At 70.8% G+C, this 15738-nt stretch carries 14 protein-coding genes; 6 read left to right on the top strand and 8 right to left on the bottom strand.

Annotated elements, in window-relative coordinates:
- Positions 1-18: 18 nt before the first annotated feature.
- The 4 genes from ACRWK7_RS22615 to ACRWK7_RS22600 all read left to right on the top strand — a co-directional run bounded on the left by ACRWK7_RS22615 (position 19) and on the right by ACRWK7_RS22600 (position 6409).
- Complete coding sequence (locus ACRWK7_RS22615) at positions 19-1368, top strand: HlyD family type I secretion periplasmic adaptor subunit (RefSeq protein ID WP_431858563.1); 1350 nt, start codon at positions 19-21, stop codon at positions 1366-1368.
- Between the two features lie 239 nt (positions 1369-1607).
- Positions 1608-3095 carry a matrixin family metalloprotease gene (locus ACRWK7_RS22610; protein WP_431858562.1) on the top strand — a complete coding sequence of 496 codons (1488 nt, stop codon included), beginning with the start codon at positions 1608-1610 and terminating at the stop codon, positions 3093-3095.
- Positions 3096-3138: 43 nt separating this feature from the next.
- Complete coding sequence (locus tag ACRWK7_RS22605; protein WP_431858561.1) at positions 3139-4737, top strand: calcium-binding protein; 1599 nt, start codon at positions 3139-3141, stop codon at positions 4735-4737.
- Between the two features lie 55 nt (positions 4738-4792).
- On the top strand, positions 4793-6409 hold the full coding sequence (locus ACRWK7_RS22600; RefSeq protein ID WP_431858560.1) for a calcium-binding protein: 1617 nt from the start codon (positions 4793-4795) through the stop codon (positions 6407-6409).
- A gap of 40 nt (positions 6410-6449) precedes the next feature.
- On the opposite strand, the gene ACRWK7_RS22595 is transcribed toward ACRWK7_RS22600, so the two are convergent.
- From ACRWK7_RS22595 to ACRWK7_RS22560, 8 genes are all read right to left on the bottom strand, one after another.
- Positions 6450-7313: an isocitrate lyase/PEP mutase family protein gene (locus ACRWK7_RS22595; protein ID WP_431858559.1), complete on the bottom strand. Its 864-nt coding sequence runs from the start codon at positions 7311-7313 to the stop codon at positions 6450-6452.
- A gap of 188 nt (positions 7314-7501) precedes the next feature.
- The gene (locus ACRWK7_RS22590) at positions 7502-8677 is read right to left on the bottom strand and encodes an ABC transporter substrate-binding protein (RefSeq protein ID WP_431858558.1); all 1176 of its coding nucleotides are present in this window, start codon (positions 8675-8677) and stop codon (positions 7502-7504) included.
- Positions 8678-8706: 29 nt separating this feature from the next.
- Positions 8707-9429, bottom strand: coding sequence for an ABC transporter ATP-binding protein (locus ACRWK7_RS22585; protein WP_431858557.1), 723 nt, complete (start codon positions 9427-9429; stop codon positions 8707-8709).
- On the bottom strand, positions 9426-10154 hold the full coding sequence (locus ACRWK7_RS22580) for an ABC transporter ATP-binding protein (RefSeq protein ID WP_431858556.1): 729 nt from the start codon (positions 10152-10154) through the stop codon (positions 9426-9428). Before ACRWK7_RS22580 ends, ACRWK7_RS22585 begins: the two co-directional genes overlap by 4 nt.
- Positions 10151-11113 (bottom strand): branched-chain amino acid ABC transporter permease, encoded by a 963-nt coding sequence (locus tag ACRWK7_RS22575; protein WP_431858555.1) that lies wholly within the window; start codon positions 11111-11113, stop codon positions 10151-10153. The genes ACRWK7_RS22580 and ACRWK7_RS22575 overlap by 4 nt, the downstream gene beginning before the upstream one ends.
- A gap of 11 nt (positions 11114-11124) precedes the next feature.
- Complete coding sequence (locus tag ACRWK7_RS22570) at positions 11125-12006, bottom strand: branched-chain amino acid ABC transporter permease (RefSeq protein ID WP_431858554.1); 882 nt, start codon at positions 12004-12006, stop codon at positions 11125-11127.
- Positions 12007-12013: 7 nt separating this feature from the next.
- The gene (locus ACRWK7_RS22565) at positions 12014-13348 is read right to left on the bottom strand and encodes a phenylacetate--CoA ligase family protein (protein ID WP_431858553.1); all 1335 of its coding nucleotides are present in this window, start codon (positions 13346-13348) and stop codon (positions 12014-12016) included.
- Between the two features lie 14 nt (positions 13349-13362).
- Complete coding sequence (locus ACRWK7_RS22560; protein WP_431858552.1) at positions 13363-14145, bottom strand: citryl-CoA lyase; 783 nt, start codon at positions 14143-14145, stop codon at positions 13363-13365.
- A 201-nt stretch (positions 14146-14346) separates the two neighbouring features.
- On the opposite strand from ACRWK7_RS22560, the gene ACRWK7_RS22555 reads away from it, so the two are divergent.
- Together ACRWK7_RS22555 and ACRWK7_RS22550 are read left to right on the top strand one after the other, a co-directional pair.
- The gene (locus tag ACRWK7_RS22555; protein ID WP_431858551.1) at positions 14347-15060 is read left to right on the top strand and encodes a GntR family transcriptional regulator; all 714 of its coding nucleotides are present in this window, start codon (positions 14347-14349) and stop codon (positions 15058-15060) included.
- Between the two features lie 220 nt (positions 15061-15280).
- Positions 15281-15733 carry a c-type cytochrome gene (locus tag ACRWK7_RS22550; RefSeq protein WP_431858550.1) on the top strand — a complete coding sequence of 151 codons (453 nt, stop codon included), beginning with the start codon at positions 15281-15283 and terminating at the stop codon, positions 15731-15733.
- The last annotated feature ends 5 nt before the right edge of the window (positions 15734-15738 follow it).

The following is a 15738-nucleotide window of genomic DNA, read 5'->3' as shown; positions in this document are numbered from 1 at the left end:
TCGGACTGGAGAGGAACCATGGACCGCTTTCCAATGGGGACGGCGATGGGGGCCGTGGCCCTCGACCGGCCGGCGCCGCCGGTGCCGACCAGTGTGCGCGGGCCGGCGCTGGCCGGGCTGCTGGTCATCGCCACCGCCTTCGGCGGCTTCGGCGGCTGGGCGTCGCTGGCGCCGCTGAACAGCGCCGTCGTCGCCCAGGGCACGGTGACCGTCAGCGGCAGCCGCCGCGACGTGCAGCACCTGGAGGGCGGCATCGTCCGCGACCTGCTGGTGCGCGACGGCGACGTGGTGGCGGCCGGCGACGTGCTGCTGCGCCTGGACGCGTCCCGCGCCGCCGCCAGCCTGGGCGTGCTGCGCGCGCAGCTCGACGCCGATCTGGCGCAGGAGGCGCGCCTGCTCGCCGAGCGCGGGCAGCGCGACGAGCCGGCCTTCCCCGACGAGCTGCTGGCCCGTGCCGGGGAGCCCGGGGTGGCCGACATCCTCGCCGGGCAGCGGCTGCTGATGGAGACGCGGCGGCAGGCGCGCGACGGGCAGGTGTCGATCCTGCGCCAGCGCGTCGCGCAGTACCAGGAGCAGATCGGCGGCCTGAACAGCCAGATCCTGGAGAAGCGGCGGCAGCTCGCCCTGCTGGCCGAGGAGCTGGCGGACAAGCGCTTCCTGTTCGGCAAGGGCTATTCGCCCAAGGCGCAGATCCTGGCGCTGGAGCGCGAGTCCGCGCGCCTGAACGGCGAGATCGGCGAGCACGGCGGCGACATCGCCCGCGCGCGCCAAGCCATCGGCGAGGCCGAGCTGCAGATCATCCAGGTCTCCCGCACCTTCCAGGACGACGTGGCGCAGGAGCTGCGCAAGGTGCAGGTGGAGATCGCCGACCTGCGCGAGCGCTTCGCCGCCACCGGGGACATGGTGCGTCGGCTGGACGTGCGGGCGCCGGTGGCCGGCACGGTGGTCGGCCTGACCGCCCACACCGAGGGCGGCGTCATCGCCCCAGGCTCGGTGGTGATGCAGATCGTGCCGCGGCACGAGCCGCTGGTGGTGGAGGCGCAGGTGGCGCCCAACGACGTCGGCCACCTGCACCCGGGCCAGGAGGCCGGCGTGCGCTTCCCCGCCTTCGCCGGCCGCACCACCCCGCCGGTCTTCGGCAGCGTCGAGCAGGTCTCCGCCGACCGCATGGTCGACCAGCGCACCGGGCTTCCCTACTACCTCGTGCGCGTCACCGTGCCCGACGCCGAGCTGAAGCGGCTGGAGGACCGGAAGGTCATCGCCGGCATGGCCGCCGACGTGATGATGACCACCGGCGAGCGCACGGCGCTGCACTACCTGGTGTCGCCCCTGCTGGACATCCTGGCGAAGTCCATGCGGGAGCGGTGAGGGGGAGGGCACCGCTCCCCCGGACGACACGGATCCGCCGGCCGTCTCCGCACCGACGGAGACGGCGTCGGCGGCTTTTGCCGTCGGCATTTGTTTGCGCGCATCGCTCCCGTTGCCGGCGTCATCTTGGATCAACTGCAAAACTGTGGCCCAGCTCACAGTTGGGTACCCGCGACGTCTCTATCGTCGGGAGTCTTGGTCACGCTCTGCACAGTCCCAGAACGGATAGGAGACTTCCCATGGCCCTGAACTCACTTTGCAGCACGCCGGTCGCCACCGGCGACAACGTCTACGTCAAATCCCTGCTCAACGGGGGGTGGCGGTGGGACACCTTCAGCCAGACCGGCGACACCAACATCGTCCGCTGGGACATCGACGGCACCGGCTGGACCGCCGATCAGGTCGCCGCGCTGCGGGCGGCGGCCGAGCAGTCGTTCAGCGCGTGGTCCGACGTCGCGCACATCAACTTCCAGCACGCGCCCAACGCGAACAGCGCCGAGATCCTGCTCCACATCTCCCACTCCAAGGACATCGCCAACTACGGCGGCTACGCCGGCACGCCCGGCGAGGCGACGGCGCAGCACTCGGTCCCCGGCAACGCCACGCTGCCGCTGACCGACGTCGGGCGCGCCCACGTCTACGTCGCCATCGACGGCACCGGCGGGGCCAACGTGCCGATCTGGAGCACCATCGGCGGCAAGCCGGTCATCTCGGAGTCCGGGGGCGAGCTGATCACCCACGAGATCGGCCATGCCATCGGCCTGGCGCACCCGCACGACAAGGGATCGCAGGGGCAGTCGGACCTCTTCCCCGGCGTCGACGGCAAGACGCCGGCCGGCGCGTCCACCCCCATCCAGAACGACCTGGGGGACAACGCGCTCAACCAGAAGCTCTACACCATCATGTCCTACAACGAGGCGCAGCTGCCGGTGTCGAGCCCGGCCGGCGGCCCGCAGGGCGGCCCGGTCAGCACGCCGATGGCCTTCGACATCGCCGCGACCCAGCAGATCTACGGCGCCAACACCGATCACCATGGCGGCGACGACACCTACGTGCTGCCGGAGCCCGGCTCCGCCCAAGGCGCGGCGTGGCAGTGCATCTGGGACACCGGCGGCCACGACCGGATCATCTACGAGGGCACGGCCAACGCCGTGATCGACCTGCGGCCGGCGACGCTGGACGACTCGCCGACCGGCGGCGGCATGGCCTCCTACACGTGGCGGTCGACCTCCACCGACCTGCAGTTCGGGCGCGGCGGCACCATCGCCGCGGACGTGACCAACGCGCTGCCCGACCAGGGCGGCGTCACCGGCGTCGTCATCGAGGACGCCTGGGGCGGCGCCGGCAGCGATTCCATCTGGGGCAGCGCCGCCGACAACGTGCTGCACGGCGGCGACGGCAACGACGTGCTCTACGGGCTGGAGGGCAACGACATCTTCAATGGCGATCCCGGGAACGACGTGATGGACGGCGGCCCCGGCAACGACAAGTTCGTCTTCGAGCTGAATTTCGGCGCCGACCACATCGACTCCTTCGACCCCGACCCGACCGACGGCCAGGACCTGCTGGACATCGCCGAGACCGGCGTGACCGAGGCCAGCTTCAGCGCCGAGGTCGGGATCTCCCAGGTCGGAAGCGACACCGAGATCCACATCGGCAGCAACATGATCACGCTGGTCGGGGTGGACGCCCACACGATCGACCAGAGCGACTTCGTGTTCGTGTGATCCCGCCGCATCCCCCGCACCACCCCAGCGCATGGAGGCTTCCATGGCGTCGCCCTTCACCGTCAACAACTGGACCGTCACCACCCTGGGCGCGGAAAGCGCCGACCCGGTCGTCAACGTCACCGGCACGTCCGGAAGCGTCCGGCTGTCGCCGTCGTTCGTCGACTCAGCGCCCGTCACCTACGTGTTCAAGGACAACCTGCCGAACGACATCGTGTCGAACGACCTGCGCTTCGACCTCGACCTCAGGGTCCGCAACGCGTCGGACTTCGCCGTCAACCAGCTGACGGTCGATACCCTGACCATGCCGCCGACGACCCACATCGTGAACGACGTCAACGCGCTGCACCCGACGCTGGCGCATTTCCACCCGGCGGCGGCGCCGACGCCCGGCACCTATTTCGACTATGCCGGCTACAAGACCGGCACCAACGAGAACACCGGCACCAACCTCAACGGCGCCAACCACGTGTACCTGACCGGCACCCAGGCGGGTTGGGACGAGAACACCGGCTGGGGCGCGTCCAAGGTGCACCACTGGGACGGCCAGTTCGCGCTGATCACCACGCCGGTGCCGATCGGCGACTTCGGCGGCATGTTCGACGGGCTGAAGGGCGGTCCGCACTTCACCTGGAAGTCGGTCTGGTACGCCACGACGGAGGGGCAGTCCTACACCGGCGAAACCTTCGAGGACCTCGCCTACGGGCAGGCCGGCGACAACCTGATGGCCGGCGGCTACGGCCGCGACGGCCTGGTCGGCGGCGAGGGCAACGACACCCTCAACGGCGAGCAGGACGGCGACTTCCTGTGGGGCCAGACCGGGGACGACAGCCTGAACGGCGGCGTCGGCAGGGATTGGCTGGACGGCGGGCCCGGCAACGACACGCTCAACGGCGACTACGACGGCGACTGGATGGCCGGCGGGCCCGGCGACGACCTCTACTACGTCAACGACGACGCCGACGCGGTCCAAGAGTTCATCGGCGGCGGCTACGACCGCGTGATCGTCAGCACGCTCTACTACAGCATGTCGAACTGGGTGGAGGAGGCGACGCTCGAGCATTCGGCCGGCCGCGACGTGTCCGGCAACGAGACCGACAACGTGATCAACGGCAACGGCTTCAACAACACGTTCTACGGCCTGTCGGGCAACGACCGGATGAGCGGCGAGGACGGGGCCGACTGGATGGAGGGCGGCTTCGGCAACGACACGCTGGTGGGCGGCCCCGGCGACGACACGCTGGACGGCGGCGACGATGCCGACACGCTGGAAGGCGGTTCGGGCAAGGACCAGCTCACCGGCGGCCTCGGCACCGACCAGCTGACCGGCCACGAGGACGCCGACCGCTTCGTCTTCCTCCGCGCCGACGAGATCGGCAAGGGGCTGGAGGGCGACACCGTCACCGACTTCTCCCAGGCCCAGGGCGACACCATCGAGCTGAAGGGCATCGACGCGAACACCGCGAGCGTGGAGGACGACGCCTTCAGCTACATCGGCGACCAGGCGTTCACCGGCGTCGCGGGGCAGCTGCGGTTCGTCGATGGCACCCTGCAGGGCGACGTCGACGGCGACAGTGCCGCCGACTTCGAGCTGCATCTGGTCGGGGTGCCCTCGCTGGCGGCGGCGGACCTGATCCTGTGACCGGGCCGTCCGTCCGCACACCCCCACACCGCGCCAACCCCACAGGAGGCCACCCATGACCACCTCGACCTTCACCCTGAAGGACTGGACGGTCTACGCCCTGTCCCCCGAGACCGCCCCGGCCAGCTTCGACGCGGCGAGCAACACGCTGTCGCTGTCGCCGTCGCTCACCGACACGGCGCCCATCGTCTACCAGTTCTACGACAACCACTTCGACATCGGCAAAACCTCGGCCCAGGTGCAGAACGACCTGCGCTTCGATCTCAACCTGAAGCTCGCCAACGACGGCCGCGCCGCCTTCTCCGACTTCATCGTCGATGCGGTGACCATGCCGCCGGTGAACATCGTCGGCAACGACGCGCACCCGACGCTGGCGCACTTCCACCCCTCGGCGATCACCACGCCGGGCAGCCTGACGCAGTCCAACGCCTACCGGCTCGAGATGGAGTCCAGCTACGGCAACACGCTGCCGAACCTGAACGGCGCCACCCGCGCGCACCTGTTCGGCGACCTTGTGGAGCCCGGCGAGACGGCGAGCTGGACCGCCGCCAAGGTGCACCACTGGGACGGCGTCTTCTCGCTGGTGATCACCCCCATCACCTCGGCCACCTACTACGCGCCGTACGGCGACGCCGGCAACCGCCTGCAAGGGCTCAGCACCACCAGCCCGGCGAGCGGCGCGCAGGTCGCCTACGAGAACGTGGAGAACCAGCACTATTCCCCCGACGTCATCGGCACCGCGCGCAACGACCTGCTCGTCGGCGCCGACGGCGACAGCAGCATCACCGGCGGCGACGGGCGCGACACGGCGCTCGGCCGCGACGGCAACGACACCCTGGACGGCGGGCACGACGGCGACTTCCTGTACGGCGGGAACGGCACCGACACGGTCCTGGGCGGCGATGGCAACGACGTCGCCGATGGTGGGGCGGGCGCCGATTCCGTGGATGGCGGGACGGGCGACGACCTGCTCCTCGGCGGGGCCGGCAACGACACGCTGGTGGACGGCGCCGGCAACGACACGATGGACGGCGGGCTGGACGACGACACCATGGACGGCGGAGCCGGTGACGACGTGATGACCGGCGGCTACGGCATCGACCACGTCAACGGCGGCGCCGGCAACGACCAGATCAAGGGCGACGTCGGCGACGACCAGATGCAGGCCGGCGACGGCAACGACACGGCGAACGGCGGCGAAGGGGCGGACTGGGTGACCGGCAACGCCGGCGACGACGTGGTCTACGGCGGCTTCGGCGTCGACACGCTGAACGGCGCCGACGGCAACGACACGCTCGACGGCGGCCCCGACGCCGACCTGGTGATCGGCGACGGCGGCCTCGACCATCTGACCGGCGGCGAGGGGGCCGACCGCTTCGACTTCAACCGCGTCAGCGACAGCCGCGCCGGCGCCGAGCACGACGTGATCGAGGACTTCGGCCTCGACACCGGCGACCGCTTCGACGTGGCCGGCATCGACGCCAAGTCGGGCAGTGGGGCGGCCAACGACGCCTTCACCTACATCGGCGACGACGCGTTCCACGGCGTCGCCGGCGAGCTGCGCTACGCCGGCGGGTTCGTGCAGGCCGACGTGAACGGCGACCGGACGGCCGACTTCGAGGTGGAGATCGTCGGCGCACCGGCGCTGGAGGTGCAGCACTTCATCCTGTAGGGGCGCGGCGGCCGCCCCGACCGGAGCGGGGCGGCCGCCGTCAGGAGGGCTCCTCCGGGTGCGCGCGTTCGAACGCCCACACGCGCTCGAAGCCGATCATGCGGACGAAGTCGGGGAAGGGGTACAGCGTCCCGTCCCAGTCCCGGCTCGACCCGGCGGCCTTGATGTGCGCGTAGAGCGCCTGCAACGCCCCGGCCGCGGCCAGCAGCCCGGCGACCGGGAAGATCGCCACCTTGTACCCCAACGCCTCCAGCTCGCCGCGGCCGAGCAGCGGCGTGCGCCCGCCCTCGACCATGTTGGCGAGCAGCGGCACGCCGAAGGTGCGGCCGATCCGCTCCATCTCCTCGACGCTTTCGGGGGATTCGATGAACAGGATGTCGGCGCCGGCTTTCAGGAAGGCCTCGCCGCGCCGCAGCGCCTCGTCCAGGCCGTGCGCGGTGCGGGCGTCGGTGCGGGCGACGATCAGGAAGTCCTTCGACGCGCGCGCCTCGGCCGCCACCTTGACCTTGCGGGCGGCGTCGGCCAGCGGGATGACGCGGCGGCCGGGCGTGTGGCCGCAGCGCTTCGGGAACTCCTGGTCCTCGATCTGGATGGCCTGGGCGCCGGCCGCCTCGTAGCCGCGCACCGTGTGGTCGACGTTGAGCAGGCCGCCGTAGCCGGTGTCGCCGTCGGCGATCAGCGGCGTGGCGGTACCCTCGGCGATCTGGCGCACCCGGCCGACCATGTCGGTGTAGGTCGCCAGCCCGGCGTCGGGAAGCCCGAGGTGCGAGGCGACGACGCCGAAGCCGGTCATGTACAGCGCGTCGAACCCGGCCGCGTCGGCGAGCTTGGCGGAGACCATGTCGTACACGCCCGGCGCCACGATCAGACCCGGCTGGCGCAGCCGTTCGGCTAGGGTGGTCATTGGAACATGCCTGTGGTTGGGGACAGATTTGCTTTCCCTCCCCTGCCTCCGGCGGGGGAGGGAGGGGCCCGCGCAGCGGGAGGGTGGGGGCTACGGCACCGGCGGCAGGCGTTGATTCTCGGGCACGCCGCTGCCCCCACCCAACCCTCCCCCAGCGGAGCTGGGGGAGGGCATTCTCTCTCTCCGCGTCACCGCGCCGGGTAGGTGATCTTGCCCGCCGCCTTGTCGGCCGGCCACACCACCTCCTGGCCGCCGTCCGGCTTGTACTGCACGGCGATCATGCTCTTGTCGGTGATCAGCTGGTGCTTGCCGCCCATCTCCGACGCCGTGTAGGCGACCTTGCCGTAGGGCGTGTCGAAGGTCATCGACGCCAGCCCGGCGAGGATCTTGCCGCGGTCCCACGAGCCCGCCGCCTTGGCCGCGTCGATCAGCGTCCGCATGGCGACGTAGCCCTGCACGGCGCTGGAGACGATCTCGCCGCCGCGCTTGGCCTCGGCCTTCTTCACCCAGTCGGCGAGGCCGGGGGTGGACTGCTTGGCCGACCACAGGTCGATGACCACCACGTTGTCGCCGGCCGGGCCGAAGTCGGAGCGCTTCTCGCCCGCCCCCTGGGTGACCAGCAGCTTCGGCTTGACGCCCAGCTGGTCGGCCTGCCGGGCAATCTGGATGTTGTCGCCCGAATAGCCGATGATGAACAGGATGTCCGGGTCCAGCCCCTTCACCCGGTTGAGGATCGGCGCGAAGTCGGGGGTGCCGGCGCGGAAGGGCTCGTTCATCACCACCTCCAGCCCGGCCTCCTTGGCGTACTGCTGGGTGAACTTTGAGCCGTCGGTGCCGTACAGCTTGTCTTCGTACGCGATGGCCAGCGTCTTGGCGCCGGGGATGCTCTTGAAGAAGTTCACCGCCGCCTTCTGGCGGTGATAGTCCCAGATGTAGATGTGATAGTACCAGTCGTTCTTGCCGAACGCCTCCTCCAGCCGGACCGAGGAGGAGCCGGCGTGCATGAAGATCGGCTCGAAACGCTGCAGGGCGTTGAGGAGCGCGTAGTCCGACGTGCTGCCGAAGCCGCCGACGAAGGCGTCGACCTTGTCCTGGGTGGCCAGCTTGGCGGCGACGGTGGCCGAGGTGTTGGGCTCGCCCTTGGTGTCCTCGACGACCAGCTCGATCTTGCGGCCGAACAACCCGCCGGCGTCGTTGGTTTCCCCGGCGGCGTACTGGATGCCCCAGAGGATCTGGTTGCCGCCGCCGGCCAGCGCGCCGGTCAGCGGCAGCGGCACGCCGATCTTGAGCGGCGGCTGTTGCGCCATGGCGGGAGCGGCGGCCATCGCCGCGGCCGCCAGCAGGCTTGCGAGTATCCGTCTCATGGTCCGTCCCTCCCCGTTGTTTTCGTTGGCTATAGTCCCAGATACGCGACCCTCAGCCGCTCGTCGTGGCGCACCGCGTCGACCGGCCCGGACAGCGCCACGTGCCCCTCGTCGAGCACCAGACAGGTGTCGGCGATGCCCATGGCCGCGGCGAAGTTCTGCTCCGCCATCACGATGGCGCAGCCGGCCGACGCCTTGATGCGGCCGAGCGCCTCGAACAGCTCCTCGACCAGCTTCGGCGCCAGACCGGCCGAGGGCTCGTCGAGCATCAGCACCCGCGGCTCGATCATCAGCGCACGGGCGATGGCCAGCATCTGCCGCTGCCCGCCGCTCATCGAGCCCGCGAGCTGGCCGCCGCGCTGCTTGAGCACCGGGAACAGCTCGTACACGCCGTCCAACAGCCGCTGCCGCTCGGCCCGCGCCGCGCGCGGGCGCAGCGCCTCGAAGGCGCCGCGCAGGTTCTCCTCCACCGTGGCGTTGGCGAAGCAGCGCGCACCGTCCGGAACGTAGGCGATACCGGCGTGCGCCAGCTGCCATGTGGACAGCGCCGACAGGTCCTGCCCGTCCAGGCGGAGCGCCCGGCGGCCGGTGTCGGCGGTGCCGGCCAGCGCCCGCAGCGCCGTCGTCTTGCCGGCGCCGTTCGGACCCAGCAGCACCAGCAGCTCGCCGCCCGACACCTCGAAGGCGAGGTGGGGGATCACGCTGAGGGCGCCGTAGCCGGCCCGCTCCACGGTGGCCTGGAACCTGTTCACAGCGTGAATCCCTTTCCCAGATAGGCCTCGCGGACATCGGGGTCGGTCAGCACCCGCTGCGGCTCCCCCTCCGCCAGCAGGCGGCCCTGGTTGAGGACGATGGCGTGCCGGCACAGCTTGGCGATGATCCGCATGACGTGCTCGATCACCAGCACGGTGACGCCGGAGGCGTGGATCTCGCGCACCAGGGCGATCACCTGCTCGGTGTCCTCCAGGCTCAAGCCCGCCATGGACTCGTCCAGCAGCAGCACGTCCGGCCGGCAGGCCAGCGCCCGCGCGATCTCCAGCCGCCGCAGGTCGGAGACGGAGAGCTGGCCGCACCGCGTGCTCACCGCCGGACGCAGCCCGCAATAGCGCGCGAGGTCGGCGGCGCTGCGCACCCCCGGCGGCAGCGGGCGTTCCGAGCGGGCGTAGAGCAGCGGGACGGAGATCACCTCCTCGATGGTCAGCTCCTTCGGCACCTTGGGCACCTGATAGGTGCGGGCGAGGCCGCGGTGCACGATGCGGTCGGGACGCAGGCCGGTGATGGCGTTCCCGCCCAGCAGAATCCGCCCGGCGGCCGGCGGGATCTGGCCGGACACCATGTTGACGAAGGTGCTCTTGCCCGACCCGTTCGGGCCGATCAGCGCGGTGATCGTGCCCTCGGGGATGGCGAGCGTCACGTTGTCGATGGCGCGCAGCCCGCCGAACGCCACCGTGCAGCCCTCGATGCGCAGCCCGCTCATGACGCCAGCCTCGCCTTGGCGCCGTCGGGGCGCTCCGTGGTCTTGCGCCGGCGCAGCAGGCCGCGGGCGAAGCCGACCAGCCCGGCCGGCATGCCGACGATGAACAGGATGATCACCGCGCCGTACACCACCTGATAGCCGACGCCGCCGACGAAGTGCCGCGCCACCTCCTCCAGCAGGCGCAGCGCCACCGCGCCGACCACCGGGCCCAGCGTGGTGTCCATGCCGCCGAGGATGGTCACCGCTAGCGGCAGGACGTTCCAGTTGGTGGTAAACACGTCGTCGGGGATGACGTAGCCGTACAGGCCCGCGTAGCACGCACCCGCCAGCCCGGCGACCATGCCCGACACCGCGAAGGCGAGGATCTTCAGCCGCGTCACCGGCACGCCCGAGGCGGCGGCGAGGTGCGGGTTGTTGCGGATCATGAAGAAGGCCGGGCGGAAGCGCGATCCCAGGAACACGTCGCTCACCACCGCCGCCGCGACGAGGCAGGCGGTGATGAACAGCAGCTGATGCGGTGGCGAGCCGCCGGCCAGCACCGGCGGCATGATGCCGGTCGAGCCGCCGGTGAGATCCGGCGTCACCAGGATGAACACCTGGATCGACAGGCTGAAGGACAGCGTGGCGATGGTGAAGTACAGCCGCCGCAGGCGCAGCGTCACCGCCCCCAGCAGCACCGCCACCGCCCCGCACAACAGGAGCCCCATGATCCACCCCAGCACCGGCCCGAGCACCGGCGTCAGCAGCGCCGAGCCGTAGCCGCCCATGCCGAAGAACGCGGCGTGCCCCAGCGACACCTGCCCGGTGCGGGACAGGATGTCCCAGGCCAGCGCCAGGATGGCCGACACCGCGATGCCGATCGCCACCTGCACCAGGAAGGCGTGCTCGGCCAGCGCCACCGCCACGAACGGCACGGCGATCGCCACGTAGAATCCCAGACGGCGGACCAATGCGTTCATCCCTGCCGCGTTCATGCCTGCACCTGCTTGCCGAACAGCCCGCTGGGCCGGACGATGAGGACGAGCAGCAGCAGCAGGAAGGCGACGCCGAAGCCCCAGCTGCCGCCCTGCGGCACGAAGGTGCTGACCAGCCCCTCGACCAGCGCCAGGATGGCGGCGCCCATCAGCGCGCCGGGGATGTTGCCGAGCCCGCCCAAGGCGATGATGGCGAAGGCGCGGATCACCAGATCGACGCCGACGCTCGGCTGCACGTAGAGCACCAGCGCCACCAGCCCGCCCGACACGCCCGCCGCGGCGCCGCCGATGACGAAGGACAGCTCGAACACGCGGTCGACGTTGATGCCGGCGTGCAGCGCCAGCTCCGGATCGTCGCTGGCGAAGCGCATCTGCGTGCCGTAGCGGGTGTGGTTCTTGATCCACAGCAGGACGAGGAACAGCAGCAGCCCGACCAGCGCCACCACCACGTTGTTGCCGGGCACCGTCACCGCCCCCAGGTGCAGCGGCGGCAGCAGGGCCGGCGCCTGCATGACGCGCGGGTCCGGCGACCACAGGATGACCGCGATGTTGAGCAGCAGGATCGACAGCCCCAGCGTGGCGAGCAGCTGGTTGTGCTCGTCCTGCTTCAGCACGCGGGCGAGGAACAGCCGGTAGACCAGCGCCGACAGCAGCCCGAGCGCCACCCCCGACGCCGCCATGCCCAGCCACGGCGACACCCCCCAGCGGGTGTGCAGGCCGTAGGTCAGGAAGGCGCCGAGCATGACGAACTCGCCGTGCGCGAAGTTGATGATGCGCGTCACCCCCACGGTCAGCGTCAGCCCCGCCGCCACCGCCGCGTACAGCGCGGCGACGGTGAGCGACAGGATGACGGCCTGGAGAACGGCTGCGGTGGTCATGGCCCTCTCACGCCTCCGGCGCCGGTTCGGTGGCTTCGGAGAAGTCGAGCAGCTTCGACTTGTACTCGCTGCGCGGCAGCGTGCCGGCCGGCACCAGATGCACGGCGGCGCTCACCACCAGGGTGGCACGGATGTCGTGCTCAATGCGCTCGCGCAGGGCGTCGTCGGCCGCCGTGCCCTCCGCCAGCTCGACCACCACCTTGAGCGGCGGCGCCTGCTTCACCCCCTTGGCCTTGGGGCGGATGGAGATGACGCCGGTGACCGCCGGCTGGAAGCGGTTCACCACCTCGCGCACCGCCGAGGGGAAGACGTTGACGCCGCGCACGATCAGCATGTCGTCGGTCCGCCCGATGCAGCGCACCCGCGGCGAGGTGCGGCCGCAGGCGCACGGCTCGGTGTGGATCACCACGTGGTCGCGGGTGCGGAAGCGCAGCAGCGGCGCCCCGCGGTGCTGCAGGTGGGTCAGCACCAGCTCGCCCCGCGCGCCGTCGGTGACCGGCACCGCTGCGCCGGTGTCGGGGTCGATCAGCTCGAAATGCACGAAGCCGCGGCCGGAGAAGTGCATGCCCTGCTGGTGCTCGCACTCGCCCCACAGCGAGACCGAGATGTCGCCGATGCCCATCGCCTCGGTGACGCGGGCGTTCCACGCCTCCTGCAGCTTGGCGCGCATGGCCGGCTCGCCGCCGCCGGGCTCGCCGGCGACCAGGATGCGCTCCACGCTGCTGGCGCGCAGGTCGAGGCCGCGGCCCTGCGCCACCTCGGCCAGATGCAGCGCGTAGGACGGCGTGCAGGCCAGCGCCTGCGGCTTGAGCAGCTGGATGGCGGCCAGCAGCCGCTCGGTGTTGCCGGTGCCCACCGGGATGTGGCAGAGGCCGAGGCGCGGGAACGCCTCCAGCGCGGCACCCGCGACGAAGGGGCCGGCGTTGTAGGTGGTGACGATGCGCTGCCCGGCCTCCACGCCCGACGCCGCGTAGCTGCGGCTGGAGGTGCGCACCCAGTTTTCGAGGTCGCCGGCCGTCAGCGGGATGTAGCTGGGGATGCCGGTGGTGCCGCTGGTCGAGAAGATGCGCACCACGCTCTCCATGGGCGCGGCGAGGTGGGTGCCGATGGGGTGGGCCTCGCTGCGGCTCCGGCGCAGCTCGTCCTTCTCGGTCAGCGGCAGCGCGGCGATGTCGTCCAGCCCGCCGACCGCCTCGGGCGTGGCGAAGCCGGCCGACGTGAGCTTGTCGCGGAAGAAGCGGGAGTGGGCGAAGAGGTGGCGCACCTGGTCCCGGTACAGCGGGTCGTCGTGCGCGCGCTGCTCCGCCCACGGGCGGGTCTCGATTTCGGGCTCGAAGATCATGGCGGGTGCTTTCCTCAGCCGGCCGGGTCGTAGGCGATGGCGTTCTCGGCGTGGTGGGCGAGCAGGAAGCCGATGGGCCGCCGCTGCTCCTCGGCGAGGTGGCCGAGGATGCCGGCGGTGCGCGCCAGGATCGGGATCGCCTTGGTCATGGCCGGCGGGAAGTCCAGGTCCATCAGCACCGCGGCGATGGGGCCGGAGACGTTCAGCGGCATCGGCTTGCCCCACGCCGCCGCGACGGCGCCGCGCAAGCGCTCCAGCATGTCGACGTGGCGCCCGGCGACGCCGCGCTCGCGCGCCAGGGCCAGGATGCGCTCGGCCCGCGGGTCGAGCGGGTGGTGGATGGGGTGGCCGAAGCCCGGCATCTTGCCGCCGCGCCCACGGATCGCGGAAGCGACGGCGTGCGCCGCGGCGTCCGGTGCCTCGCCGGCATCGACGCGGGCCGCCGCCTCGGCCAGCACCTGGGCGCACAGCTCCGAGGTGCCGAGCACCACCGTGCCGCAGCCGAGGATGCCCGCGGCCACCGCGCCCTGCAGGCTGTCCGGCGCCGCCGCCAGCGTCATCCGCGCCGCCTGCGCCGTCGGCGTCAGCCCGTGCTCGGCGATGGCCACCAGCAGCAGGTCGAGGAAGTAGCGCTGCTCGGCGCTCGGCCGCGCGCCGGTCACCAGGAAGAAGAAGTATTCGGTGAAGCTGAACTCGCCCATCAGCCCGTTCACGAGGTCCTGCCCGCGAACCTCGATGCTGCTGGCGTCCGAGGTGCAGATCCCGCTGACCGCGGGACCCGCCTTGCCGATCATCATCGCGCTCCTCCCTTCGCCGGCCGCGGGGACGAGGAGGCCCGTGCGCACGCCCCTGGGGCGTGCGGCGAAACCGCTGGTGCGGGTGGGTCGGGGCGTTTCCTCGGTGCAGCGCCCGGCGGCGCTCTTATCATTCGATTGTAGGACAATAATGTTGGACGAACTGATTGTCAACCGCGCTTCGGGCTGGTAAAAAATGGGGGTATGACCCTGACCGCGGACAGCACCCCTCCCTTACCGGCCAACGACCGTCCCGACGCCCCGGCGCACGGCGGCACCGTCGATTACGTGGTGGAGCAGCTGCGCGACGGCATGCTCCAGGGCCGTTTCGCGCCCGGCCAGCGGCTGGTCGAGGCCGACCTCACCCGCGACCTGCGGGTCAGCCGCGGGCCGCTGCGGGAGGCGTTCCGGCGGCTGTCGGCGGAAGGGCTGATCGAGATCGTGCCGCACCGCGGCGCCCTGGTCCGCCGCCTGACCCAGCGCGAGATGACGGAGCTGTTCCAGATCCGCAGCAGCCTGGAGGCGCTGGCCGCCCGTCTCGCCGCCGCCGGGGTGGCCGACCCTGAGGTGCGCGCCCGATTCGAGGCGGACATCGCGCCGATCTGGAACGACAACCCGCGCATGGCCAGCCTGGACTACATCGACGAGAACCACCGCTTCCACGACGCCATCGTCGCCGCCAGCGGCAACGCGCAGCTCTTGCGGCTGACGCGGCAGTTGCGTCTGCCGGTGCTGATGTACCAGCTCATCGGCTCGCTGAAGGCCGAGAACATCGCGGCCTCCCTGGCCGAGCACCGCGCCATTGCCAGGGCCATCCTCGCCGGCGACGGCGAGGATGCGGAGCGCTGCGTGACCGCCCACCTCCGGCGCGCCGTGGGCATCGCCGAGGCGATGCCGGAGCGGGTGTTCGGCCGGTAGATCGGCCCGCATTCGATTTTTAAAGCCCTTCTCTCCTTGAGGGAAATGGGCTTTGGGAGGAAGCGGGGAGCGCTTTAGGCTGCCGCCGCGCCGCGCCCTTCGGGCGTATCCATCCGTAAAGAACGCCTCATCCTTTATTGATCATGCCCGAATCGCGGCCTCGGCTGTTTGACGCTTCAATGGAAAAAAGCCGGAAGGCGTCCAACCTCGAGGTGCAGCGATGGCAGAGCGCTTCACGAAATCGGCCGCGCGCAACATTTTTTACGGCGGTTCGCTGTTTTTCTTCGTCACCTTCGTCGCGCTGACGGTGCACAGTCACTACTACATGCGGACCACCAGCACCGACGAGGCCACGCTGTCCGACGGCGTCGCCCGCGGCAAGCATGTCTGGGAACGGAACTCCTGCATCAATTGCCACACGCTGCTGGGCGAGGGGGCCTATTTCGCCCCGGAACTCGGCAACGTCTGGGTCCGCTACGGCGGGCGGGACGACGCCGAGAGCGCGCGGGCGGCCCTGAAGGCGTGGATGCAGGCGCAGCCGAGCGGGGTCGAAGGCCGCCGCCAGATGCCGCAGTTCAACCTGACCGAACAGGAACTCAACGACCTCGTCGATTTCCTCGAATGGACCAGCCGCATCAAGACGCAGGGCTGGCCACCGAACAACGCGGGCTGAAGGGG

Source organism: Azospirillum sp., assembly GCF_050789165.1.
Note: the sequence above shows the minus strand (reverse complement) of the source record. Positions and strands in the feature narration are given on the sequence as shown.

Bases quoted from the DNA above. Each gene is read 5' to 3' on its own strand.
- ACRWK7_RS22615 (WP_431858563.1), top strand. From the start codon at position 19: ATGGACCGCTTTCCAATGGGGACGGCGATGGGGGCCGTGGCCCTCGAC.
- ACRWK7_RS22610 (WP_431858562.1), top strand. From the start codon at position 1,608: ATGGCCCTGAACTCACTTTGCAGCACGCCGGTCGCCACCGGCGACAAC.
- ACRWK7_RS22605 (WP_431858561.1), top strand. From the start codon at position 3,139: ATGGCGTCGCCCTTCACCGTCAACAACTGGACCGTCACCACCCTGGGC.
- ACRWK7_RS22600 (WP_431858560.1), top strand. From the start codon at position 4,793: ATGACCACCTCGACCTTCACCCTGAAGGACTGGACGGTCTACGCCCTG.
- ACRWK7_RS22595 (WP_431858559.1), bottom strand. From the start codon at position 7,313: ATGACCACCCTAGCCGAACGGCTGCGCCAGCCGGGTCTGATCGTGGCG.
- ACRWK7_RS22590 (WP_431858558.1), bottom strand. From the start codon at position 8,677: ATGAGACGGATACTCGCAAGCCTGCTGGCGGCCGCGGCGATGGCCGCC.
- ACRWK7_RS22580 (WP_431858556.1), bottom strand. From the start codon at position 10,154: ATGAGCGGGCTGCGCATCGAGGGCTGCACGGTGGCGTTCGGCGGGCTG.
- ACRWK7_RS22575 (WP_431858555.1), bottom strand. From the start codon at position 11,113: ATGAACGCATTGGTCCGCCGTCTGGGATTCTACGTGGCGATCGCCGTG.
- ACRWK7_RS22570 (WP_431858554.1), bottom strand. From the start codon at position 12,006: ATGACCACCGCAGCCGTTCTCCAGGCCGTCATCCTGTCGCTCACCGTC.
- ACRWK7_RS22565 (WP_431858553.1), bottom strand. From the start codon at position 13,348: ATGATCTTCGAGCCCGAAATCGAGACCCGCCCGTGGGCGGAGCAGCGC.
- ACRWK7_RS22560 (WP_431858552.1), bottom strand. From the start codon at position 14,145: ATGATGATCGGCAAGGCGGGTCCCGCGGTCAGCGGGATCTGCACCTCG.
- ACRWK7_RS22555 (WP_431858551.1), top strand. From the start codon at position 14,347: ATGACCCTGACCGCGGACAGCACCCCTCCCTTACCGGCCAACGACCGT.
- ACRWK7_RS22550 (WP_431858550.1), top strand. From the start codon at position 15,281: ATGGCAGAGCGCTTCACGAAATCGGCCGCGCGCAACATTTTTTACGGC.